This is a genomic window from Pseudoxanthomonas kaohsiungensis (assembly GCF_010211765.1).
Taxonomy (GTDB): Bacteria; Pseudomonadota; Gammaproteobacteria; order Xanthomonadales; family Xanthomonadaceae; genus Pseudoxanthomonas; species Pseudoxanthomonas kaohsiungensis.
Genome location: NZ_PDWO01000004.1, coordinates 71,484 through 92,382 on the forward strand (window position 1 = coordinate 71,484; position 20,899 = coordinate 92,382).

Here is a 20,899-nt window from a genome sequence, read left to right on the forward strand (position 1 = left end):
GACGCGGCCTGCGTGGCGTGCCGGGAGAGACGGCGGCTGCGTGGGGCGCGATGGCTTCCTTCCACTCCCACCCCCGTCGGGCGACGGGGATGGGGTGGCGGTGCCTGTCCGTCCCGCCGGCGGGCGGAACGGACGGGCACGGACGGCCTTAGATCTTGCCGACCAGGTCCAGCGACGGGGCGATGGTCTGGGCGCCTTCCTTCCACTTGGCCGGGCAGACCTGGCCGGGGTTGGCGGCGACGAACTGGGCGGCCTTCAGCTTGCGCAGGGTCTCGCTGACGTCGCGGGCGATCGCGTTGTCGTGGATCTCCAGCGTCTTGATCACGCCTTCCGGGTTGATGATGAAGGTGCCGCGCAGGGCCAGGCCTTCTTCCTCGATGTGCACGCCGAAGGCGCGGGTCAGCTGGTGGGTCGGGTCGCCGACCAGCGGGAACTGGGCCTTGCCCACCGCCGGGGAGGTCTCGTGCCACACCTTGTGCGAGAAGTGGGTGTCGGTGGTCACGATGTAGACCTCGGCACCGGCCTTCTGGAACTCGGCGTAGTTGTTGGCGGCGTCCTCGACCTCGGTCGGGCAGTTGAAGGTGAAGGCGGCCGGCATGAAGATCAGGACCGACCACTTGCCCTTGAGGCTGGCGTCGGTGACTTCGATGAACTCGCCGTTCTGGAACGCGGTGGCCTTGAACGGCTTGACCGTGGTGTTGATCAGGGACATGGGGAGGTCCTCTCGGTTGGGGTGGAAGGGAACGGCGACCATGCTAGGCCGCCTCGATAGACAGAGCAAATCGATTAAAAGGATTGAATAGATAGTCATTGGCTATCGATATTCAAGCCCCGGCCTTTGGTGCAGCGCCACAGGCTTGGCGCGCGGCCGCCGCTGGTCCATCGTTCCGGACATGAGCTCCTCCCCTCCAGACCCGCCCGGCCCCGTAACGCCAGACCCGTCCGGCATCCGCGCCGACGCCCTGCTGCGCGAGTCCTCCGCCCGGATCGGGCGCGAGGACGCCGAACCCCTGCTGATCCATGCGCTGGGGGTCGACCGCGCCTGGCTGTTCGCCCATGCCACGGACCCGGTCGCAGCCGCGGCCGCGGCGCGCGTCCGAGCCCTGGTCGAGCGCCGTGCCGCGGGTGAACCGGTGGCGTACCTGACCGGGCGCCGTGGCTTCTGGACCCTGGACCTGGAAGTCACCCCCGACACGCTGATCCCGCGGCCGGAAACCGAGCTGCTGGTGGAACTGGCACTGGCCTGCATCGGTCGCGACGCGCCGGCGCGGATCGCCGACCTGGGCACCGGCAGCGGCGCGATCGCGCTGGCCCTGGCCAGCGAACGGCCGGCCTCGGTGGTGGTCGCCACCGACGTCAGCGAGGACACGCTGGCCGTGGCCGTGCGCAACGCCCAGGCCCACGCACTGGACAATGTCTGGTTCAGGCGCGGCGACTGGTGCCAGGCGCTGGGCCACGACCGCTTCGACCTGATCGCGAGCAATCCTCCCTACATCGCCGATGGCGATCCGCACCTGGCCCGGGGCGACCTGCGCCACGAGCCCGGGCGCGCGCTGGCCTCCGGCAGCGACGGGCTCGATGCGATCCGCGCGATCGTGCAGGCGGCGCCGGGCCACCTGGTGCCCGGTGGCTGGCTGTTGCTGGAGCACGGGCTGGAGCAGGGGGCGGCGATCCGGGCGCTGATGCAGCAGGCCGGGATGGTCGAAGTGGCCACCGAGCGCGACCTCGAACAACGCGACCGCGTCACCCTCGGCCGCATGCCGCCGTAGAGCGGGGCTTGCCCCGCTGCTTGTGTCGCACGAACAGCGGGGCAAGCCCCGCTCTACGAACGCCGGCGAAGAGGGGGCAAGCCGCGATCCACGAACGCCGGCGAAGCGGGGCAGGCCCCGCTCCACGAAAGTCGGCGACGCGCGGCAGGCCCCGCTCCACCGCGTCGCTTGCGGCGCCTGGAAGCGGTCGTGCCGGCCGGGCCGATACAATGCGGGTTGCTACCCGTTGCAGGACCCGCGCATGCGCAAGCTCTATCCCGAGATCGAACCGTTCGACACCGGCACCCTGAAGGTCGACGCCCGGCACGAGCTGTACTACGAGCAGTGCGGCAACCCGGCGGGCAAGCCGGTGGTGATGCTGCACGGCGGTCCCGGCGGCGGCTGCAGCGCGAAGATGCGCTGCTTCCACGACCCGGCGCGCTACCGGATCGTACTGTTCGACCAGCGCGGCGCCGGCCGATCCACCCCGCACGCGGACCTGGTCGACAACACCACCTGGGACCTCGTCGCCGACATCGAGAAGCTGCGCACGAAGCTGGGCATCGACCGCTGGCAGGTGTTCGGCGGCAGCTGGGGCTCGACCCTGGCCCTGGCCTACGCGCAGGCCCACCCGCAGCGCGTGGCCGAGCTGGTCCTGCGCGGCATCTTCATGCTCCGCCGCTGGGAGCTGGAATGGTTCTACCAGGAGGGCGCCAACCGGCTGTTCCCGGACGCCTGGGAGCACTACGTCGCCGCGATCCCGCCGGTGGAGCGCCACGACCTGATCTCGGCGTTCCATCGCCGCCTGACCAGCGACGACGAGGCCACGCGCCTGGCGGCTGCGCGCGCGTGGAGCGTCTGGGAAGGCGCTACCAGCTTCCTGCACGTGGACGCGGATTTCGTCAGCAGCCACCAGGACGCGCGCTTCGCGCTGGCGTTCGCCCGGATCGAAAACCATTACTTCGTCAATGGCGGCTTCTTCGAGGTCGAGGACCAGCTGCTGCGCGACGCGCACCGCATCGCCGGCATCCCCGGCGTGATCGTGCATGGCCGCTACGACGTGGTCTGCCCGCTGCAGAACGCCTGGGAACTGCACAAGGCCTGGCCGGCGTCGAAGCTGGAGATCACCGTGGCCTCCGGGCATTCGGCGTTCGAGCCGGAGAACATCGACGCACTGGTTCGGGCGACCGACGCGTTCGCTTCGTAGGCGCCGATTCATCGGCGACACGGGCGTCGGGAGAACGAGGGAGCCGCCTGGGCGGACGGCGTCGGGTCGCCGATGAATCGGCTCCTACAAGGGCGGCGGCGAAGGCTCGGCGGCCGGCGGGTCCGGCAACCCGGCCTGCTCGGCCGGCAGCTCGGCCGGCACCGGCTGCGGATACGGCAGCACCGGGAACAGCGTCGGCTGGGCCTGGGTGGCGGCCGACGGCTTGGCCGGCCGTTCGATGTCCTCGGGCAGGAAGCGCTCGAGCACCGAGAAGAAACGCTTGTAGAAGTTGGGATCCTGCAGGGTCGCGCTGGCGACCTTGACCAGCGAGTCGTCGCTGGAGCCGATCGGCAGCGACAGCGAACCCAGCGCGCTCACGCCGACGCTGGCGCTGGTGCTGCTCTTGCGCAGCGCGTAGCGGTCCTGGACCGCGTTGACGAACACCAGTGTCTGCTGGTCGCCGCGGGTCTGCGGCATGCACACCGCGCGGAACTCCACCTGCTCGTGGCTCTCTTCCTGCTGGAAGTACTTGCGGGCCTCGACCACGTCCGCCTCGGCGCGGCCGACGACGAAACCCTGGCTCAGCAGCGCGCGGCGGGCGGCCTCGCAGGCCTGCGCCGGCGAATGGTCGAAGCTGCGCGAATAGGTGTTGGACGAATCGAAGGCCTCATAGGCGGTGGGCGTCGACTTGGTGCCGCCACCCATCGAACAGCCACCGAGCGTGGCGACCAGCAGCAGCGGCAGGAGGAGCGGGCGTGGCGCAGGCATCATCAGCTTCGTGAAGGAGGAGCCGACCGAGTATGCCGGATGGCCGGGGCCCAGCACGAGACACCGGTGGTACCGTTTTCAGTGCCGCCGGTCACGGATTCATTCGCGGGTCAGGCTGTGGCGAACCGGGCCGCGAGCGGCGGCAGCAGGCGGGCCAGCCGCAACGCCCATTGGCGCTGGCCGTCCGCATCGGCGATCAGGTCCTGGCGGATCTCCAGTTCCACGTGTGGAAGGCCACGCGCTTCGCCGTGCACCGGGATCGCGTAGTCGCTGCTGTCGCTCACCGCGTAAGGCTGGTTGTCGCCGACGACCAGGTCGCCTTCGGCCATGAGCGCGTCGCGCAGCGCATGCGCCAGGCGCGCGTCGCGGTGGTAGAGGACGCCGCAGTGCCAGGGGCGCGCCACCCCGGCCATAGCAGGAGTGAAGCTGTGCAGGGTCATCAGCAGGGTGGGGCGCGGCGCCAGGCGGCGCTGCTCGAGCGCTTCGACGATCGCGTCGTGATAGGGCCGGAATATCTCGCGGACGCGTGCGGCACGCGCCTGCGCGGTCAGCGTCGCGTTGGCCGGCACGGCGGTTCCGTCGCTGCTGGCCACGATCAGGGTCGGCGACTCCAGCGGCCGGTTGCAGTCGATCACCAGCCGCGAATAGGCCTGCAGGATCGTCCATGCATCGAGCAGGGTCGCCAGTTCCCGGGCCACGCCGGCGATGCCGATGTCCCAGCCGATGTGGCGATCGATCTCGCCCGGCGGCAGGCCCAGGTCGCCAAGCGCGCGCGGGATCGCCTGGCCGGCGTGGTCGGCGGTGAGCAGCCAGGGCGATGCGCCGTGGCGGTTCAGCAGCTCGAACGGGGCCGGGTCGCCCGGCTGCAGCAGGGCCTCGATGGCCAGGGAATCAGCGTCCACGCGGACTGCCGTCGAGGTTGTGGTCGATCATCCACAGGCCGGCCCAGAGCTTGGCGTCCAGCTCGTAGCCCTGGCCGAGCTTGCCGGCCAGCCACGCCGCCGCGCTGGCGCGCGGAACCTCGTGCACCGTGATGTCCTCGCTCGCATCGCCGCCACCGGCGCCGACCTTGCGCAGGCCCGTGGCGCGCACGAAGGCGATCTTCTCGCTGCTGGCGCCCGAGGAGGTCGGGCCGACCATCAGCACTTCGGCGTGGTCGGCAGTCCAGCCGGTCTCTTCTTCCAGTTCACGGATCGAGGACCGCTCGATCGTCTCGCCGGCGTCGACATCGCCGACCAGGCCGGCCGGCATCTCGATCGTGCGGGCCTGCAGCGGCACCCGGAACTGCTCGACGAACAGAACCCGGTCCTCGGGCGTGACCGCGATGATGATCGCCGCCAGGCCGCCGGCATGGGTGCGCTCGGAGTATTCCCAGGTGCCGCGGACCACCATGCGCTGGTAGCGGCCTTCATAGACGATGCGGGGGACGTCGCCGGGCTGCACGCCTGTGGCTTCGGGCGCGGTGTTTCGATCGTGGCTCATGCGTCCATGCTAAGCCGGAAGCGGTGACGGTTGTGCGTCGCCGGTGGTGTCGGCGTCCAGCCCCGCGGCGCCGCGCAGGCGGCGCCGGGTCATCGGGCCGAAGCGCAGGGTGGCCGCCAGCGCGTCGAGCATCTCCGGGTCGGCCTCGGCGCGCGCAGCCACCGGGCCGTCGTAACCCAGCGGCGCATCGCAGGCGATGGTGGTCAACTGGCGCCACAGCAGCGCGTGTTCGCGCTGCTCGCGCAGCCGCGCCGCCACCTGCGCGGCACCGCGCAGGCGCAGGAAGCCGACTTCGTCCGCGCGCTCGAGCAGCGCGTCGAGGCTGCCGAAATGGGCCAGCAGCACGGCGGCGGTCTTGGCGCCGACGCCGCTGACGCCGGGGATGTTGTCGACCGCATCGCCGGTCAGGGCCAGGTAGTCGGCGATCTGGTGCGCGTGCACGCCATGGCGTGCCTTGACGCCATCGGCGCCCCAGCGCTGCGCGCGCGCGTAGTCCCACTGCTCGTCGTGCTCGCCCAGCAGCTGCGACAGGTCCTTGTCGGCCGAGACGATCACGCCGCGGTAGCCGGCCGGCCGCGCCCGGTGCAGGGCGCTGCCGATCAGGTCGTCGGCTTCGTAGTCGCGGTCGGCCAGCACCGCCAGGCCGAGCGCGGCGCACAGCGCCTTGCAGTGCGCGAACTGGCGGCGCAGCTCTACCGGTGCCGGCTCGCGGTTGGCCTTGTAGGCCGGATAGAGGCGGTTGCGGAAACAGCTGTCCAGCGCCTCGTCGAAGGCGATGGCGATCTGCGGTGGCCGCTCGCGCTCGAGCAGGTCGAGCAGGAACCGGGCGAAGCCGTGCACGGCGTTGGTCGGCCAACCATGCGCGTCGCGGAATTCGTCGGGCATCGAATGCCAGGCGCGGAACACGTACAGGCTGGCGTCGACCAGGTAGAGCGGGGCCCGCCCTGCAGCGCCCGCGTCCGCCAGCTCCGCCGCTGCCGAGCTCACGGGTTCCAGTCCGACAGCAGGGCGCGTGGATCGGGGCGGTCGCGTTCCGGCACTGCCTGCAACGGCGTGCCGACATGGACGAAGCCGACGATGCGCTCGCCGTCGGCGAGGCCCAGGATGCGCGCGACCCCGGTGTCGTAAGCCATCCAGGCCGTCAGCCACTGCGCGCCGAAGCCCATCGCCTGCGCGGCCTGGAGCAGGGCGAAGCAGACGCAGCCGGCGGTCAGCAACTGCTCCTGCTCCGGCACCTTGTGCCCGGACTGGAGGCGGGCCACCACCGCCACCACCAGCGGCGCGTGCGAGAAGCGCTGGCGATCCTTCTCCACGGCATGCGGCGGGGCGTCCGGATCCCGTTGCAGCGCGCGCCGGGCCAGGAACTCGCCCAGGACCTGCCGCGCGGTGCCGGCGATGCGCAGGAAGCGGAACGGGACCAGCTTGCCGTGGTCGGGCACGCGCACGGCCGACTCGAGCATGCGCAGCAGGGTCGGCTCGTCGGGACCGGGTTCGCCCAGCTGCATGGAGGGAACCGAGCGGCGCTGGTCCAGCGCTTGCAGGGCTGAAAGTGTGCGCATAATCTCAAATCACTCAAGTCCGGCCGCGGCGTGCCGAAAGTGGGAAGTATAGGCGTCCCCCTCGCACGCCCCGGATCGGGGGCGGACCTGGCCTGCACAAGCGGTTCATGTGCGCGCCTTAAATTCGCAGGCCGATGCAGACACCGCCGTTCGTAGACGAACTCCCCAGCCGCAACCCCGACCTGTTGAACCAGGTCCGGGAGGGCATGTTGCTGCCGCTGTCCGATGCCTTCGCCGCCGAGCTCGATGCGGCCGGTGCCGGGCTGTTCCAGTTGGCCGACACGGCCGCGCCGGCGCTGCAGAAGGAATACCTGGACGCAGTCCAGGAGCTCAAGCGCGACCGCGAGTCGCTGGTCGCCCGTTTCCGCGCGCACCTGGCCAGGGCCTGGCAGGCGCTCGAGGCGGGGCGGCCGCTTTCGGTCGAGCGCACGCTGGCGCGCGGCAACGACCTGACCCTGGTCGCCGAGGCCGAGCTGGAGGTGCGCCTGGCCGTGCGCAACCTCGCCGGCGCGATCCAGCAGGCCTGGCGCCCGGAGCTGATGCGGCTGGACCGATACCTGGGTTTCATCGCCGGTGGCATGCGCCTGGACAGCGACAGCAACCCGATCGGTCCCGAACACCTGGGCGTGGCGTTCTACGCCGCCCTCTCCGGCACCCGGCTGGCGCCGCGCGCGCAGCTGGCGACCGTGCGCGTCTGCGAGCCGGGCATGGTCGAACGCGTCGGTCGGCTGTACGCCAGCCTGGAGACGCAGCTGCTGGCCATCGCCCGCGCCAGCGAGCTGCCCACGGGTCGCGCGCGTCGCCGCGGCATCCCCGGCCAGGCTAGGTCTGCGCGCGCCGAGGCGGACTGGATCAGCCGCTTCTTCAGCCACTGGCAGGGTGGGCAGCGGGCGCCGGAGGCCGGCCATGCGATCGACGTCCATGCGCGCGCCGGCCATGAGCTCCTGCCGGCCGAGCTGCACCGGCTGCTGCAGGGTGCGCGTGCCGGGGGCGATCCGGGCGCCGCGGGCGACGGCCGGCGGGTGCTGTCTCCGCGCGAAATGGCGTCGGCCCTGTCGCTGCTGCAGACCACCCCCCATGCCGGCTTCGAGGAAATCGACCGGGGCGGCGACCTGCGCGCCGGATTGCGCGGGCAGCTGCTCGCGCACGGCGCGATGCTGGGGATCGACCCCGCCTCGGTGCGCATGGACGCGGCCGATGCCGACACCCTCGACCTGGTCGCCATGCTGTTCCAGGCCATGCTGCAGGAATCGCAGGTGCGCGCGGACCTGCGCCCGGTGCTGGGCCAGCTGCTCGTGCCGGTGGCCAAGGTCGCGCTGCAGGATCCACGCCTGTTCGTCCGCGACAGCCATCCGGCGCGTCGCCTGTTGAACTTGCTCGCCGACGCCTGCGACGGCAACCCCGGCGAGACCGCGGCCGAACTGGCGCTGCTGGCCCAGGTGCAGGCGGTTGCCGGGCGCGTGGCCCGCGATTTCGACGAACACCTGGGGGTGTTCCTCCAGGCTGAATCGGAATTCGGCGCGTACTTCGAGCAGTACCGGCGCCGCGTCGAGATCGCCGAGCGGCGCGCCGCGGAGCTGCAGCGCGCCGAAGAGCGCCGCGTCGCCGCGCGCACCCTGGCCGCCGGCGCGCTGGAGGCCAGGATGCAGGGACAGGCGCTGCCGCCCGTCCTGGAGGGCTTCCTGCGCCGGCCATGGGTACAGCACCTCGAGCGCGTCGCGCTGCGCGAGGGCGCGGCCGATGGCCCGGCCACGACCGCGGCGCTGGCGGCGGCCGACGGCCTGCTGCGCGCGTGCGCGGAACCGGCGGCCCGCGACGATGCCTGGCTCGAACGGCCGCGCCCGGTCCTGCAGCGCATCTACACCGAGGCCGGGCTGGCGCCGGACAGCGCCGACGCGGCCACCGCCCCCCTGCTGGACGGGCTGCGCGGGCTGCGGGCGGCCGACCTGCCCGCACCCGAGCTGCCCCCGACCCCGCCGGCGCCGGCCCCGGTCGACGAGGCCGCCGACTCGCCGCTGCCCGACGAGCCCCCCGAGCAGGTCGGATTCGACATGGAGACGGCCGAGTACTTCCAGTCGCTGCCGCTGGGGACCTGGCTGGACTTCGTCGACCGCTTCGGCCAGGTCCAGGCGGGCAAGCTGGCGTGGGTGAGCCCCATCTCCGGCCGGCGCATGTTCGTCAACCGCCGCGGCGCACGGTTCTGCGTGGCGTCGCCGGAGCAGCTGGCGACCATGGTCCGGCTGGGCCGGCTGCGACTGCACCGGGACGAGGATGCCTTCTACAGTGCCATGCAGTCGGTGGTCGATTCCCTGGGCACGCCGGCCGCGGCCTGACGCTGCGCGTCGGAAATTGCCCTGACGCGTCGGGAACTGCAGACTGGATCACGGTCGCTTGCGCGGCGAGCGCCTAGGATGCGAGTGCGGTAGTGGGGAGCCGCAACCCCCTCAGTTCCCCGAGTCCGCGCCGGAGTTGCGCGCATGAGCCCGACCCAACAGCCCAATCCCAACTTCGAGCGCGCCCGCGATCCCGTCCTGCTTGCGATGGTGCGCGACGCGTTCCTGCCGCCGCTCGGCGATGCATTCGCCACCGCCGTCGCGCGCTATGACGACGTCCTGTTCGATCGCGCCGAGCGCGCCGGGGGATCGCAACTGCTGTTCCTCGACGGCATGCGCGAGCTGCGCCGCCGGCGCCAGGAGATCGCCAGCCGCTTCCGCGCCCAGCTGTCGCTGGCGTGGCAGGCGCTCGACGCCGGGTCGCCGCCATCGGCCGAAGCCGCGCTCTCCAGCCAGGCGTCCGGGCTGAGCCTGGTGGCCGAACACGAACTCGAATCGCGCCTGGCCGTGCGCAACCTGGCCAGCGTCCTGCTGCGCGACTGCAAGCCCGCGCTGTCGCGGCTGGACCGCCGGCTGGGCTGGATCGCCGGCGGCTTCGAGCTGGATGCGGACACCAATCCGATCGGCCCCGAACACATCGGCGTGGCCGTGCACGAAGCCTTCGCCACCTGCGACCTGGCGCCGGAAGTGCGCCTGGTCCTGATCAAGCTGTGCGAGCGCGACCTGGTCGGCACGGTGTCCAAGCTGTACGAGGCGCTGGACCTGCGCCTGGTCCGCGAAGGCGTGCTGCCAGGGGCGCCGGCCGGCGCCCGCGCCCCGCAGCGGCCCGCGCGGCCAGCCGACCAGGCGCATGCCGCCGGCGCGGGTGGCTGGGCCGAGGGCGCCGGCGGCGACGAATACTCGCCGGCGTGGGCGGATCGCTTCATGCAGCGCTGGCAGGAAACCCGCGGGGTGATGCAGCACGGCCTGGACGCTCCGGGCGAGGCCGGCCACGCAGGCAACCACGGCGGCTCGCTGCTGGACGCCCTGCACCAGCTGCTGCAGCAGAGCCGCGAACTGCGTGGCGGCGCCGAGCAGGCCGCCGGTGGCGTGCAGGCGGCGCAGGCCGCGCAGCGCCCGCTCAGCCAGCGCGAGATGTTGTCGGTGCTGTCGCTGCTGCAGGCCACGCCCAACGCGGCACTGAACGCGGCGATCGGCGACGAACAGGAGTCGCTGTCGCAGCGGCTCAAGAGCGAAGTGCTTTCCAACGCCAGCCAGCTCGGCATGGACCCGACCAGCACGCGCCTGGATCCGAAGGACGAGGACGCGATCGACCTGGTCGGCATGCTGTTCGACGTGCTCCTCGACGAACGCGACCTGGCCGGGCGCCCGCGCGAGCTGATCGGCCGGCTGGTGGTGCCGTTCGTGAAGGTGGCGCTGCTGGACCGGCGCATGTTCGTGCAGAAGACCCACCCGGCCCGGCGCCTGCTCAACGCGCTGGCCGAGGCCTGCGAGGGCAACCAGGGCGAGAGCGCGGCCGAGCGCACGCTGCTGGCCAAGGTCGAGGAGATCATCCACCGGCTGGTGGCCGAGTTCAACGAGAACCTGGCCATCTTCATGACCCTGGAGGAGGAGTTCCGCGACTTCCTCGAGCAGCATCGCCGCCGGATCGAGATCACCGAGCGCCGCGCCGCCGAGATCCAGCGTGGCCAGGAGCGCCTGGAGCTGGCCCGGAGCCGTGCCGAGTTCGAGCTGGCCTCGCGCCTGGAAGGCCGGCAGCTGCCGCAGGCGGTGGCCGAGTTCCTGCGTAACCCGTGGCAGCACCACGTGACCCTGGCGTTGCTGCGCGAAGGCGAGGTCGGCGACGTGTTCGTCGAGTCGCTGGAACTCGCCGACGGCATCCTCGAGGAAGTGGCCGAGGCGCAGCGCCACATCGTCGGCAAGCTGTGGCTGCAGAACTGGCAGCCGGGCCTGCGCAAGGTGTTCTCCAGCATCGGCCTGCACGGCGATGCGGCCGACGCCGCGATCGGCGCGCTGCACGACACCCTGCAGGCGGTGGCCGATGCCCGTCCGGAGCTGGAGAAGCCGCTGCCGGAACTGCCGGCGGTGACCCTGCCGCAGCCGGCACCGGTGGAACGCGGCGGGATCGAGCTGGTGGCCGGCACCGATACCCTGGACTTCGACAATGCCGACGCGGACCGGATCCGCGCGCTGCCGGTCGGTACCTGGCTGGACTTCGTGGACAAGGAAGGGCGCGTGCAGGCGGGCAAGCTGTCGTGGATCAGCCCGATCTCCTCGCGCCTGCTGTTCGTCAACCGTCGCGGGGTGCGCTTCTGCGTGGCTTCGCCGGAAGAGCTGGCGGTGATGGTGCGGCTCGGTCGCCTGCGCACCCACGTGGCCGACGACGGCGCCTTCGACAGCGCGATGCAGGGCGTGATCGAGCGCCTGGACGTGCCGGCCGTGCAGGAAGCGGTGACCCTGCACTGACACCGCGCGCGGCGCCCGCGCGGCGCCGCGATCCCGCATACGTCGCGTCCGGCGGTAGGCCGGCGCAGACCATTCCGCATGGACGACGTGCTGCCGTCCCGGCGCGCGGGCGCTGTTGACCGGGCCGGCGCGCGGGGATTGCCGCCGCCGATCGACGGGCACGCAAGCTGCCCGCGCGGCCGCCTGCCAGGCACCCACGACTTTTTTCGCGGCCCGCTTCCCGCACCTGGCCCCCGGCGTCGGCATGTCCTTCGGGTACGCCTGAAACCATCGCCCGGGCATCGTCGGCCGCATGCGGTTTGCTAGCATCGCCGCTCGGTCCGCATCTGGGCGGGGGGACGCATGTCGGTGCAAGTGCTGGTGCTGAAGGAGTCGGCCGCGGGCGAGAAGCGCGTGGCGGCGACGCCGGAAACGGTGAAGAAGCTCGCCGCCGCCGGCGCGCAGGTCGCGGTGGAATCCGGCGCCGGCCTGGGCGCAGGCATCACCGACCAGGCCTACCTCGATGCCGGCGCGCAACTGGCGGCCGCCGATTCGAGCGGCAGCGCCGACCTGGTGCTGTGCGTGCAGCCACCACCGGCCGAGGCGATCGGCACGCTCAGGCAGGGCGCCACCCTGGTCGGCGTGCTGCATCCGCAGGCCGACCAGGCGCGCGCGGCAGCCCTGCGGTCGCGCGGGATCCGTGCCTTCCCGCTGGAGAGGCTGCCGCGCACCACCCGCGCGCAGGCGATGGACGTGCTCAGCTCGCAGGCCGGCATGGCCGGCTACAAGGCGGTGCTGATCGCCGCGCAGCTGGCGCCGCGGTTCTTCCCCATGCTGACCACCGCGGCCGGCACGATCCGTCCGTCGAAGGTGCTGATCGTCGGTGCCGGCGTGGCCGGCCTGCAGGCGATCGCCACCGCGCGTCGGCTGGGCGCGCAGGTGGAGGGCTTCGACGTGCGGCCGGAGACGCGCGAGCAGATCGAATCGCTCGGCGGCAAGTTCCTGGACCTGGGCGTGAGCGCGGCGGGCGAAGGCGGTTACGCGCGCCAGCTGACCGACGATGAACGCGCCGAGCAGCAGCGACGCCTCGCCGACCATCTCAGGGGGATCGACGTCGTGGTCTGCACCGCCGCCGTGCCCGGCCGCCCGGCGCCGAAGATCGTCACCGCCGCGATGGTGGCGGGCATGAAGCCGGGCAGCGTGATCGTCGACCTGGCCGCCGAGACCGGCGGCAACTGCGAGCTCACCCGGCCGGGCGAAACCGTGGAGGAGGGCGGGGTGGTGATCGACGGCCCGCTGAACCTGGCCAGCATGGGCGCGGTGCACGCCAGCGAGATGTACGCGCGCAACGTCTACAACTTCGTCGCGCTACTGCTGAAGGACGGCGTGCTGTCGTTCGACTGGAACGACGAGCTGGTGGCGAAGACGGCCTGGCCGGAACCGGCGCCCGAACCGGCAACCGCGGCCGGCTGAGGCGATCGGTCCGATCCGTAACGGCATGCCTTCGCCGGCTGGCGGGGCGCGCTAGCGCGCCGGGGGCGGCGGCGCAGGGGGCGCGGGCGCGTGGCGCTGGAGCCACGCGCGCCGCTGTTCGGGACTCATTTTCGACCACTGTTCGCGGAAGGCCTTGCGCTGTTCGGGCGTCATGGCCCGGGTCTGGTCGAAGATCGCCCGCGCCTGGTCGCGTTGTTCCGGCGTCATGTGCTCGAACCGGCGCATGCCGCGGCGCGCGCGTTCGCGCTCCTCCGGCGGCATCGACTCCCAGCGCCGGGCACGCTCGAGCATCCGCGCGCGCTCGGCGGGCGAGGCATTCCAGCGTTCGCGCAGCGGCGCCACCAGCGCCTCGCGCTGCTCGGCGCTGAGCTGGTCCCATGCGGGCAGGGGCGCTTCGGCCGCCGGCGCGCGGGCCGTTGCCGCCGGCGCGGGTTTGGCGCCAGTGGCCGGGGCGTCCTGGGCGTGGCCGAGCGCGGGCAGCCACAACAGCAGCAGGCAGGTGGAAAGGGGAAGCTTCATGGTTTACTCCATGGCAAGTGCGGTGGCGTCGACCGAGTCCAGCCACAGGTAGAAACCCGGATCCTCCTGCAGCGGGCCGACCGGCTCGTCCGTCGATCCGGCGGCTGGCAGGGCGGCGACCGCCGGGGCGGATGGAGCCGCCCGATCCGGTGCGGGCATGACGCCGGGCAGCATGAGCACGGCCAGCGCCAGGCCGGCCGCCAGGGCACCGCCGGCGAACCACGGTCCCAGCGGCGCCCGCGTGCGGGAGGGCGCGGGCGTGGTGGCGTTCCGGCGCGCATCGCGCAGGCGGGCGAGCGTGCGCGGCGAGACCGTGGCCAGCGCGTCGGCGTGCAGCCGGCGCGCGCGCGCGTCCAGGGACGTGGGGTTGTCGTTGTCGGGGATGGTCGTCACAGGACGTCCTCCAGTTGCGATTGCAGTGCCTGCCGCGCCCGCGACAGGTGGGTCTTCACCGAGCCTTCCGAGCAGCCCATCACCTGGGCGGTGGTGGCCACGTCCAGCTCCTCGAACACACGCAGGGTGAACGCCTCGCGTTGCCGCGGCGGCAGCGCGCGCAGCGCCGCCACCAGCCGCGCATAGGACTCGCGCTGTTCGTGGGCGTTGGCCGGCCCGGCGCCCGGGTCGGCCCAGTCGATGCTGGCATCGTCGGCATGCGGCAGGTCGCCGGCCGGGCGCAGCCAGCGCAGGCGGAAACCCGCGCGCCGCTGCATGTCGATGATGCGCCGGCGCAGGATGCTCCAGAACAGCGGCGTCCATTCGCCCGCCGGGCGGTCGCGGTAGACCAGCATCTTCATCATCGCGTCCTGCACCGCGTCCAGCGCGTCGTCGTGGTGGCGCAGCCCGGCCTCGGCGAAGCGGAACGCGCGCGGACCGATGTCGGCCAGGAATGCGTCCAGCGACCCCCACACGGGCGTCGCTTGCGTTTCCCAGCCGGGATCCAGGGGCGCGGTCACCAGCACAGCTTAGCCGCGCGCATCCCAGCGGCGCTCGAAGCGGTCGCCGCGGCGGTCCCAGCGCCGGTCGGCGCGGTCGCCCTTGCGGTCCAGCGAGGCGTCGAGGCGGTCGCCGCGCAGGTCCAGCCGGTCCGCCAGGCGCGGATGGCCTTGCCGCCCGGCCACGCCCGCTGCGCGGTCGTAGCGGCGTTCGGCGACATCGCCACGGTGGTCCAGGCGGGCATCGATGCGCTCGCCCTTCCGGTCCAGGCGGGCGTCGACGCGATGGCCGCGGTCGGCGGCCAGGGCGGCGCCGGACAGACCCAGCAGCAGGAGGGCGGACAGCAAGGTCGGGGCACGATGCTTCATGGAAATCCTCCAGGGCGGTGGGTGGTGACGCCACTGGAAACGCATGCAGATGCAACCGGTTGACCGGGCTGTGCCATGTTCAGGCAGCGGTTATCATCCGGTGGGGCACCGTGCCCCGGGGAGTGAGGCGGTAATGAACGACGGTTTCGTTGCGCTGTACATCTTCATGCTGGCGGCCATCGCCGGCCACGTGATCATCTCGCGGGTGCCGGTGATCCTGCACACGCCGCTCATGTCCGGATCCAACTTCATCCACGGCATCGTCCTGATCGGCGCCATGGTCGTGCTCGGCCATGCCGACACGACGCTGGAAAAGGCCATCGGCTTCATCGCCGTGGTCCTGGGCGCGGGCAATGCGGCTGGCGGCTACGTGGTCACCGAACGCATGCTGGAGATGTTCAAGAGCAGCAAGAAGCCGCCTGCCAAGGGCGGCGGCAAATGAGCGCGGACCGGGCCGCAGCGGCAACCGGCTGGCGCAGCCCGCGCAAGCTGTTCCATGCCGCCAGCTACCTGCAGTACCCGTTCATGGCGGTGGCGTGCTTTTACGTGGTGCGGCCGTACTTCACCGGCTTCGCTTCGATCCTCGCCGACTTCAACCTGGCGCTGCTGCATGCGGGCATCGCGATCGGGTTCTCCTCGCTGCAGGATCCGACCACCACGCAGAACGAAATATCGCGCAAGGTCTGGGAAGACCCGGGCAAGGGCAGCTGGGGGATCGGGATCATCGCCGCGATCGTCGTGCTGGCACTGGGCGGCGGGTTGGCCGGCATGTACCTGGCCGACGGCTCGGCGTGGTCGCAGCTGGCCATGGGCCTGGTCGGCCTGGGGTTGGGCATGTTCGGGCTGCTGAAGACGGCGATCGAGATGTTCGAGCACCATCGACTGGACAGAAATCCGTCGCGCATCGATGGCGTCGCGCATCCGTCGCGCGCCGCAGGCGCGGCGCAACCGGGGGAAAAGGCATGATCGGAGGGGAGTTCGATTTGCGTACGTGGTTCGTCGGCGCCAGTTACCTGGTGGCGGCCACGCTGTTCCTGCTGGGCCTGCAGCGGATGGCCTCGCCGGCCACCGCGCGCAGCGGCATCCACTGGGCCGGCTGGGGCATGCTGATCGCCACCGGGGCCACGTTCCTGCTGCCGGGCCTGCACAACATGCCGCTGATCGTGACCGCGCTGGTGCTCGGCACGGTGGCGGCCTGGATCTCCGGCAAGCGTGTCGCCATCACCGACATGCCGCAGATGGTCGCCCTCTACAACGGCATGGGTGGCGGGTCGGCCGCGGCCATCGGCGCGGTGGAGCTGCTGCGCTTCTCGTCCTTCGCGCATGGCGGCGCGCTCGGGCCCGACGGCCTGCCGCCGCACCCGGGCACGGTGGTGCTGGTGCTGGCGGTGCTCGGCTCGGCGATCGGCGCGGTGTCGCTGTCCGGTTCGATCATCGCCTGGGCCAAGCTCGACGGCCGGCTCGACAAGCGCGTGGTGTTCCCCGGGCAGCAGGCGTTCAACCTGCTGGTGGCCGTGGCGATGGCCGTGCTGGGCGTCTGGGCCGGCGTGACCCTGGAGGTCTGGGCGATCGTCGCGTTCTTCGTGGTCGCCCTGGCGCTGGGCGTGCTGATGACCCTGCCGATCGGCGGGGCGGACATGCCGGTGGTGATCTCGCTCTACAACGCGTTCACCGGCCTGGCAGTGGCGTTCGAAGGCTACGTGCTCGGCAACGAGGCGCTGATCATCGCCGGCATGATGGTCGGCGCGGCCGGCATCCTGTTGACCCGGCTGATGGCCAAGGCGATGAACCGGCCGATCACCGGCGTGCTGTTCGGCAGCTTCGGTGGCGGCGGCCAGCAGCAGGAAATCAGCGGATCGCAGAAGCCGATCGAGGCCGGCGACGTGGCCGCGATGATGGCCTACGCCGAGCGCGTGGTGATCGTGCCCGGCTATGGCCTGGCGGTGGCCCAGGCCCAGCACAAGATCTGGGAGCTGGCGCAGCGGCTGATCGACCGCGGGGTGAAAGTGAAGTTCGCCATCCACCCGGTCGCCGGGCGCATGCCGGGGCACATGAACGTACTGCTGGCCGAGGCCGGCGTGCCCTACGACCTGATCGCCGACATGGACGACATCAACCCGGAGTTCCCGAACACCGACGTGTCGCTGGTGATCGGCGCCAACGACGTGGTCAACCCGGTGGCCAAGACCGATCCGGCCAGCCCGATCTACGGCATGCCGATCCTGGACGTGGTCGAGTCGAAGAACACCATCGTGATCAAGCGCGGCAAGGGGACGGGTTTCGCCGGCATCGAGAACGCGCTGTTCTATGCCGACAACACCCGCATGCTCTATGGCGATGGCGCGGAGATGGCCAGCGCCCTGGTCAGCGAACTGAAGGCGCTGGACGGCGGCGGGCACTGAGCGGGCGCGCGTCGCGCCCTGCGCGGCCGGGGTTTCGTAGAGCGGGGCTCGCCCCGCTGCTTTTCTCCAAGATGGCGGCCAGCCGGGCAAGCCCGGCTCTACGCGGCACCGCCAAGCCGGGCAAGCCCGGCTCTACGGGACGCAGGCTTTTCGTAGAGCGGGGCTTGCCCCGCTGCGCCTCCTCGGGCTGCTTTCCGCTCAGCGCGCGATCCGCAATGCCAGCAGCGGCGCTGCGACCAGGCAGATCACGTCCAGCCATGTGTTCGCCAGCCGGGCCAGGGTCCACACGTAGAACGCGCCCATCTTGGGCGCCGCTTCCCAGGGCGCCAGGCCCATCTGCGCGCCGATATGGCCGGCGGCGACCAGCCACTGCACGGCCACGATCATCACTACGGTGGCGGCCAACGCGGTCAGCCGGCGTGGCCAGCCTGGGCGCATGCCGCCCAGGCGCAACATCCAGGCCGCTTCCAGGGCGGCGAGCAGGCCCAACCAGCCGTGCTGGAGGCCGGTGGCCAGGGCCAGCGAACTCCATGCCACCACCAGGGTGGTGCTGCCGAGCAGGAGCATGAAGGGCCACAGCCAGCCCGGGGCGCGATGCGCGGCGTGCGGCGGGCGAGGCGGGGCAGGTGGCATTCGGGCTCCAGGCAGGGCGGCCAAGGATACGCGTTGCCCGCATCGGCTAGAATGCCGCCTCTCGCCCCCTTCCGCGGCCGCGTATCCGTCCCGCCTTGTGCGCCGGGCCTGCGCGCCCCATATCGGCTCCATGTATTCCCGCAGCAGCGAACCCGTCCGTTTCGAGCGCGATTGCGCCGCCGTCATGGTGCCGCAGGGCGAAGCCGTGACCCTGCCGGCCGGCAGCGTCGGCTACATCACGCAGGGCCTGGGCGGCAGCTATACCGTGTTCGTGGAGGGCAACCTGTTCCGCATCGCGGGCAAGGATGCCGATGCCATCGGCAAGGAGCCGCCGGCCGAGCTGGACCTGCCCGCCGACGCCGGCGACGAGGAGGTCGAGGCGATGGTCTGGCGCCAGCTGCGCACCTGCTTCGACCCCGAGATCCCGTTCAACATCGTCGACCTGGGCCTGGTGTACGAGGCCAGCCTGAAGCCGCGCGACGACGGCCAGCGCATGGTCGAGGTCAGGATGACCCTGACCGCGCCCGGCTGCGGCATGGGCGAGATCCTGGTCGACGACGTGCGCAGCAAGCTGGAGCAGATCCCGACGATCGCCGAGGCCGACGTGGAGCTGGTGTTCGACCCGCCGTGGGGCCGGCACATGATGTCCGAAGCCGCGCGGCTGGAAACCGGGATGTTCTGAGCGGCGTTGCCGCACCCCATCCAGTTGGGCCCGGTGCGACCGTCGGATCGCGCGTCCCCTGCATTGCATCGCGCGTCCGTAGAGCGGGGCTTGCCCCGCTGCCGTCATGCGGCGTTCGTAGAGCGGGGCTTGCCCCGCTGCTCCTCGCCGGGAGACAACAGCAGCGGGGCAAGCCCCGCTCTACGCGGTCGTGCGCGAGGCAGCCTGGTAGCCGGTGTCAGCGGCTGATCGCCGCGCTCGAGGCCTGCAGCACGCGCAGTGCGTCGGCCGGGGCGATCTCCAGCAGCAGTCCGCGCTGGCCTGCGTTGATCCACACGCTGGGCGCGGCCAGCGCATCGTGTTCGAACCACACCGGCACCGGCCGCTGCTGGCCGAACGGACTGACCCCGCCGACCTTGTAGCCGCTGCGGCGCTCGGCTTCGGCAGCCTCCATCATCCGTGCCGCCTTGCCGCCGCAGGCCGTGGCCAGCGCCTTGGGCTGCAGCTGGCGGTCGGAGGGAACGACCGCGCAGACCGCGCGCGCATCGACCCAGGCCATCAGCGTCTTGAGCACCCGGTCCGGGGCCAGGCCCAGCGCCGCGGCGGCCTGCAGGCCCTTGCCCACGGCCGCGCCGGCCTCGTAGTCGTACGGGTGCAGGCGATAGGCCACGCCTGCGGCGTCCAGCGCGCGGGTGGCGCGGGTAGCCATCGACACGGTGGTTGGCCTCAGGTCGCCTCGAAACGGTTGGCGGCCACGTTCTTGCGCACGTTCGCCGGATCCCAGATCAGTCCGTTCATGGCGATGTAGACGCCGCGCGGCAGCGACTGCACCGCGCCGATCGCGCAGCCGATGTTGAACTCGGCATCCGAGCCGCGGAAGCGCGCCGGGCTCAGCGCGCCGGTCATGACGATGGTCTTGCCGGCGATGGACTTCAGCACCTGGCCGGTCTGGACCATGCTGTCGGTGCCATGGGTGACCAGCACGTGTTCGGTCGACTGGGCGGCGATGGTGGCGCGGACCAGCTCGCGGTCCTCGTCGGTGATGTGCAGCGAATCCTTGCGCAGGATCGGGATCACGCTGAAGCGGAAGCTCACCCCCAGCTCGCGCAGGATCGTGCCGATCTGCGGCTCGCCGATCTGGTAGTCGGACTTGTCGTCGAAGTAGATCTTGTCGATGGTGCCACCGGTGGTGACGATCAGCAGTTCTTCCATGTCGGTGCCCTGGTCCGGCGCGCGCGGCGTCCGGTACGGAGAGTGGGAGCGCGCGGGCCGGGGCCGTCGCGACGCGAAGTGCCGGCATTATCGACCATTGGCGATGGCGGCCGCCCGGCCGCCCGCACGCGGTTCAGCCGCGGCGACCAAAACGGGCCTGGAGGCCGGCCCAGCTGACCGCGCCCACGATCAGCAGCGACAGCACGATCTCCAGCCACGCGAACAGCGCTTCGCCCGGGCGGGTCCAGGCGACCATGACCCCGTGGCTGAACCAGAACAGCGCCAACACCCCCGCCCAGAAGCCCGCACGCCGGCCGCCGCGCCAGGCCGGCACGGCCAGCAGCAGCGGCGGCAGCGCGAATACCAGCAGCGCTGCGGCCGCATGGCGGTCGTCATGGAACCAGCCCACGAACAGGCCCGCCAGCGCCAGCAGCGCGACACCGGCCACGCGATGCGAAGTCGTCGCCGCCATCAGCGTGCCAGCCGCGCGGCGATGTCGGCCAGGCGCCGGCCCAGGGCACGTGCCAGCGCCGCTTCCTCGTCGCTGGGCTGCGGATCGTCCTGCGCCCCGGCCACGTGGCTGGCGCCGTACGGCGTGCCGCCGCTGCGCGTCGAACTGAGCAGCGGCTCGGTGAAGGGGATGCCGACGATCACGCAGCCGTGGTGCAGCAGCGGCACGTGCATGGTCAGCAGGGTCGATTCCTGGCCGCCGTGCTGGGTCGCGGTGGATGTGAACGCCGCCGCCGGCTTGCCGGCCAAGGTGCCGCTGGCCCACTCCGCGCCCAGGCCGTCGAGGAAGTGCTTGACCGGCGCGGCCATGTTGCCGAAGCGGGTGGGGCTGCCCAGGGCCAGGCCGACGCAATCGGCCAGGTCGCTGGCCTGCACGTACGGCGCGCCGTCGTCAGGCACCGGCGGGGCGGCCTGCTGGGTCACCGCGGCCACCGGCGGCACGGTGCGCAGGCGCGCCTGCATGCCGGGCACCTCCTCGATTCCGCGCGCGATCTGCCGCGCCAGGCGGGCGACGGAGCCGCCACGGCTGTAGTACAGGACCAGGATCTCCGGCATCGGGCTTCCACGTCGGTGGCGAGGGCGCCCAGTATCGACGATGCGGCCACGACCGCGCATCGGGTAGGCT

24 protein-coding genes are annotated in these 20,899 nt (G+C 71.8%); 9 read left to right on the top strand and 15 right to left on the bottom strand.

What is annotated here, in order from left to right:
- Positions 1 to 148 precede the first annotated feature (148 nt).
- Positions 149 to 712, bottom strand: coding sequence for an alkyl hydroperoxide reductase subunit C (gene ahpC, locus CSC66_RS05920; protein WP_162376479.1), 564 nt, complete (start codon positions 710 to 712; stop codon positions 149 to 151).
- Positions 713 to 893: 181 nt separating this feature from the next.
- Between ahpC and prmC the strand changes: the two genes are divergently transcribed.
- Entirely contained in the window at positions 894 to 1,769 is an 876-nt protein-coding gene (prmC, locus tag CSC66_RS05925) for a peptide chain release factor N(5)-glutamine methyltransferase (RefSeq protein ID WP_162376480.1), read from the top strand.
- Between the two features lie 241 nt (positions 1,770 to 2,010).
- On the top strand, positions 2,011 to 2,955 hold the full coding sequence (gene pip / locus CSC66_RS05930; RefSeq protein ID WP_162376481.1) for a prolyl aminopeptidase: 945 nt from the start codon (positions 2,011 to 2,013) through the stop codon (positions 2,953 to 2,955).
- Positions 2,956 to 3,039: 84 nt separating this feature from the next.
- Here the strand turns inward: pip and CSC66_RS05935 are convergent, their stop codons facing one another.
- The 5 genes from CSC66_RS05935 to CSC66_RS05955 all read right to left on the bottom strand — a co-directional run bounded on the left by CSC66_RS05935 (position 3,040) and on the right by CSC66_RS05955 (position 6,764).
- The gene (locus tag CSC66_RS05935) at positions 3,040 to 3,723 is read right to left on the bottom strand and encodes a DUF2242 domain-containing protein (RefSeq protein ID WP_202935608.1); all 684 of its coding nucleotides are present in this window, start codon (positions 3,721 to 3,723) and stop codon (positions 3,040 to 3,042) included.
- Between the two features lie 110 nt (positions 3,724 to 3,833).
- Positions 3,834 to 4,625, bottom strand: a complete 792-nt coding sequence (locus CSC66_RS05940) for an N-formylglutamate amidohydrolase (RefSeq protein ID WP_162376483.1) — start codon at positions 4,623 to 4,625, stop codon at positions 3,834 to 3,836.
- Positions 4,615 to 5,205 carry an NUDIX hydrolase gene (locus CSC66_RS05945; protein WP_162376484.1) on the bottom strand — a complete coding sequence of 197 codons (591 nt, stop codon included), beginning with the start codon at positions 5,203 to 5,205 and terminating at the stop codon, positions 4,615 to 4,617. Before CSC66_RS05945 ends, CSC66_RS05940 begins: the two co-directional genes overlap by 11 nt.
- Positions 5,206 to 5,214: 9 nt before the next feature.
- On the bottom strand, positions 5,215 to 6,192 hold the full coding sequence (locus tag CSC66_RS05950) for a 5'-3' exonuclease (protein WP_238394304.1): 978 nt from the start codon (positions 6,190 to 6,192) through the stop codon (positions 5,215 to 5,217).
- The gene (locus CSC66_RS05955; protein ID WP_162376485.1) at positions 6,189 to 6,764 is read right to left on the bottom strand and encodes a nitroreductase family protein; all 576 of its coding nucleotides are present in this window, start codon (positions 6,762 to 6,764) and stop codon (positions 6,189 to 6,191) included. The genes CSC66_RS05950 and CSC66_RS05955 overlap by 4 nt, the downstream gene beginning before the upstream one ends.
- A 134-nt stretch (positions 6,765 to 6,898) precedes the next feature.
- On the opposite strand from CSC66_RS05955, the gene CSC66_RS05960 reads away from it, so the two are divergent.
- The 3 genes from CSC66_RS05960 (at position 6,899) to CSC66_RS05970 (ending at position 13,015) form a co-directional block, all read left to right on the top strand.
- The gene (locus CSC66_RS05960; protein WP_162376486.1) at positions 6,899 to 9,097 is read left to right on the top strand and encodes a DUF1631 family protein; all 2,199 of its coding nucleotides are present in this window, start codon (positions 6,899 to 6,901) and stop codon (positions 9,095 to 9,097) included.
- A 144-nt stretch (positions 9,098 to 9,241) separates the two neighbouring features.
- Positions 9,242 to 11,563 (top strand): DUF1631 domain-containing protein, encoded by a 2,322-nt coding sequence (locus tag CSC66_RS05965; RefSeq protein ID WP_162376487.1) that lies wholly within the window; start codon positions 9,242 to 9,244, stop codon positions 11,561 to 11,563.
- 342 nt (positions 11,564 to 11,905) lie between these two features.
- Positions 11,906 to 13,015, top strand: coding sequence for an NAD(P) transhydrogenase subunit alpha (locus CSC66_RS05970; RefSeq protein WP_162376488.1), 1,110 nt, complete (start codon positions 11,906 to 11,908; stop codon positions 13,013 to 13,015).
- A 51-nt stretch (positions 13,016 to 13,066) separates the two neighbouring features.
- Here CSC66_RS05970 and CSC66_RS05975 read toward each other — a convergent pair whose 3' ends face one another.
- The 4 genes from CSC66_RS05975 to CSC66_RS05990 are packed head-to-tail and all read right to left on the bottom strand — an operon-like array spanning position 13,067 to position 14,856.
- Entirely contained in the window at positions 13,067 to 13,555 is a 489-nt protein-coding gene (locus CSC66_RS05975; protein WP_162376489.1) for a DUF3106 domain-containing protein, read from the bottom strand.
- 3 nt (positions 13,556 to 13,558) lie between these two features.
- A complete protein-coding gene (locus CSC66_RS05980) occupies positions 13,559 to 13,948 on the bottom strand; it encodes a hypothetical protein (RefSeq protein WP_238394305.1) in 390 nt (129 codons plus the stop codon).
- The gene (locus CSC66_RS05985; protein ID WP_162376490.1) at positions 13,945 to 14,514 is read right to left on the bottom strand and encodes an RNA polymerase sigma factor; all 570 of its coding nucleotides are present in this window, start codon (positions 14,512 to 14,514) and stop codon (positions 13,945 to 13,947) included. Before CSC66_RS05985 ends, CSC66_RS05980 begins: the two co-directional genes overlap by 4 nt.
- 3 nt (positions 14,515 to 14,517) lie before the next feature.
- Positions 14,518 to 14,856: a hypothetical protein gene (locus tag CSC66_RS05990; RefSeq protein WP_162376491.1), complete on the bottom strand. Its 339-nt coding sequence runs from the start codon at positions 14,854 to 14,856 to the stop codon at positions 14,518 to 14,520.
- 133 nt (positions 14,857 to 14,989) lie between these two features.
- On the opposite strand from CSC66_RS05990, the gene CSC66_RS05995 reads away from it, so the two are divergent.
- Genes CSC66_RS05995 through CSC66_RS06005 form a run of 3 tightly spaced genes read left to right on the top strand, consistent with a single transcriptional unit; the run spans position 14,990 to position 17,258 of the window.
- Positions 14,990 to 15,298, top strand: a complete 309-nt coding sequence (locus CSC66_RS05995) for an NAD(P) transhydrogenase subunit alpha part 2 (RefSeq protein WP_162376492.1) — start codon at positions 14,990 to 14,992, stop codon at positions 15,296 to 15,298.
- The gene (locus CSC66_RS06000; RefSeq protein WP_202935609.1) at positions 15,295 to 15,822 is read left to right on the top strand and encodes a hypothetical protein; all 528 of its coding nucleotides are present in this window, start codon (positions 15,295 to 15,297) and stop codon (positions 15,820 to 15,822) included. The genes CSC66_RS05995 and CSC66_RS06000 overlap by 4 nt, the downstream gene beginning before the upstream one ends.
- Positions 15,819 to 17,258, top strand: a complete 1,440-nt coding sequence (locus CSC66_RS06005) for an NAD(P)(+) transhydrogenase (Re/Si-specific) subunit beta (protein WP_162376493.1) — start codon at positions 15,819 to 15,821, stop codon at positions 17,256 to 17,258. The genes CSC66_RS06000 and CSC66_RS06005 overlap by 4 nt, the downstream gene beginning before the upstream one ends.
- A 198-nt stretch (positions 17,259 to 17,456) precedes the next feature.
- Here CSC66_RS06005 and CSC66_RS06010 read toward each other — a convergent pair whose 3' ends face one another.
- Positions 17,457 to 17,891 carry a hypothetical protein gene (locus CSC66_RS06010; protein WP_162376494.1) on the bottom strand — a complete coding sequence of 145 codons (435 nt, stop codon included), beginning with the start codon at positions 17,889 to 17,891 and terminating at the stop codon, positions 17,457 to 17,459.
- Positions 17,892 to 18,021: 130 nt separating this feature from the next.
- On the opposite strand from CSC66_RS06010, the gene sufT reads away from it, so the two are divergent.
- Positions 18,022 to 18,573, top strand: a complete 552-nt coding sequence (gene sufT, locus CSC66_RS06015; RefSeq protein ID WP_162376495.1) for a putative Fe-S cluster assembly protein SufT — start codon at positions 18,022 to 18,024, stop codon at positions 18,571 to 18,573.
- Positions 18,574 to 18,790: 217 nt separating this feature from the next.
- On the opposite strand, the gene ybaK is transcribed toward sufT, so the two are convergent.
- The 4 genes from ybaK to wrbA all read right to left on the bottom strand — a co-directional run bounded on the left by ybaK (position 18,791) and on the right by wrbA (position 20,829).
- Positions 18,791 to 19,267, bottom strand: a complete 477-nt coding sequence (gene ybaK, locus CSC66_RS06020) for a Cys-tRNA(Pro) deacylase (protein WP_162376496.1) — start codon at positions 19,265 to 19,267, stop codon at positions 18,791 to 18,793.
- 11 nt (positions 19,268 to 19,278) lie between these two features.
- Positions 19,279 to 19,764, bottom strand: a complete 486-nt coding sequence (locus CSC66_RS06025) for an asparaginase domain-containing protein (RefSeq protein WP_162376497.1) — start codon at positions 19,762 to 19,764, stop codon at positions 19,279 to 19,281.
- Positions 19,765 to 19,897: 133 nt separating this feature from the next.
- On the bottom strand, positions 19,898 to 20,236 hold the full coding sequence (locus CSC66_RS06030) for a DUF2069 domain-containing protein (protein ID WP_162376498.1): 339 nt from the start codon (positions 20,234 to 20,236) through the stop codon (positions 19,898 to 19,900).
- Entirely contained in the window at positions 20,236 to 20,829 is a 594-nt protein-coding gene (wrbA, locus tag CSC66_RS06035; protein WP_162376499.1) for an NAD(P)H:quinone oxidoreductase, read from the bottom strand. The genes CSC66_RS06030 and wrbA overlap by 1 nt, the downstream gene beginning before the upstream one ends.
- Positions 20,830 to 20,899 lie beyond the last annotated feature (70 nt).

What these genes read in the sequence shown, in the direction of transcription:
- CSC66_RS05945 (WP_162376484.1), bottom strand. Translation starts at nt 5,205, where the DNA reads ATGAGCCACGATCGAAACACCGCGCCCGAAGCCACAGGCGTGCAGCCC.
- CSC66_RS05935 (WP_202935608.1), bottom strand. Translation starts at nt 3,723, where the DNA reads ATGCCTGCGCCACGCCCGCTCCTCCTGCCGCTGCTGCTGGTCGCCACG.
- CSC66_RS05990 (WP_162376491.1), bottom strand. Translation starts at nt 14,856, where the DNA reads ATGAAGCATCGTGCCCCGACCTTGCTGTCCGCCCTCCTGCTGCTGGGT.
- CSC66_RS06000 (WP_202935609.1), top strand. Translation starts at nt 15,295, where the DNA reads ATGAGCGCGGACCGGGCCGCAGCGGCAACCGGCTGGCGCAGCCCGCGC.
- wrbA (WP_162376499.1), bottom strand. Translation starts at nt 20,829, where the DNA reads ATGCCGGAGATCCTGGTCCTGTACTACAGCCGTGGCGGCTCCGTCGCC.
- ahpC (WP_162376479.1), bottom strand. Translation starts at nt 712, where the DNA reads ATGTCCCTGATCAACACCACGGTCAAGCCGTTCAAGGCCACCGCGTTC.
- CSC66_RS05955 (WP_162376485.1), bottom strand. Translation starts at nt 6,764, where the DNA reads ATGCGCACACTTTCAGCCCTGCAAGCGCTGGACCAGCGCCGCTCGGTT.
- CSC66_RS05970 (WP_162376488.1), top strand. Translation starts at nt 11,906, where the DNA reads ATGTCGGTGCAAGTGCTGGTGCTGAAGGAGTCGGCCGCGGGCGAGAAG.
- CSC66_RS06030 (WP_162376498.1), bottom strand. Translation starts at nt 20,236, where the DNA reads ATGGCGGCGACGACTTCGCATCGCGTGGCCGGTGTCGCGCTGCTGGCG.
- CSC66_RS06025 (WP_162376497.1), bottom strand. Translation starts at nt 19,764, where the DNA reads ATGGAAGAACTGCTGATCGTCACCACCGGTGGCACCATCGACAAGATC.
- CSC66_RS05960 (WP_162376486.1), top strand. Translation starts at nt 6,899, where the DNA reads ATGCAGACACCGCCGTTCGTAGACGAACTCCCCAGCCGCAACCCCGAC.
- CSC66_RS05975 (WP_162376489.1), bottom strand. Translation starts at nt 13,555, where the DNA reads ATGAAGCTTCCCCTTTCCACCTGCCTGCTGCTGTTGTGGCTGCCCGCG.
- CSC66_RS05995 (WP_162376492.1), top strand. Translation starts at nt 14,990, where the DNA reads ATGAACGACGGTTTCGTTGCGCTGTACATCTTCATGCTGGCGGCCATC.
- sufT (WP_162376495.1), top strand. Translation starts at nt 18,022, where the DNA reads ATGTATTCCCGCAGCAGCGAACCCGTCCGTTTCGAGCGCGATTGCGCC.
- CSC66_RS06005 (WP_162376493.1), top strand. Translation starts at nt 15,819, where the DNA reads ATGATCGGAGGGGAGTTCGATTTGCGTACGTGGTTCGTCGGCGCCAGT.
- CSC66_RS06010 (WP_162376494.1), bottom strand. Translation starts at nt 17,891, where the DNA reads ATGCCACCTGCCCCGCCTCGCCCGCCGCACGCCGCGCATCGCGCCCCG.
- CSC66_RS05965 (WP_162376487.1), top strand. Translation starts at nt 9,242, where the DNA reads ATGAGCCCGACCCAACAGCCCAATCCCAACTTCGAGCGCGCCCGCGAT.
- prmC (WP_162376480.1), top strand. Translation starts at nt 894, where the DNA reads ATGAGCTCCTCCCCTCCAGACCCGCCCGGCCCCGTAACGCCAGACCCG.
- pip (WP_162376481.1), top strand. Translation starts at nt 2,011, where the DNA reads ATGCGCAAGCTCTATCCCGAGATCGAACCGTTCGACACCGGCACCCTG.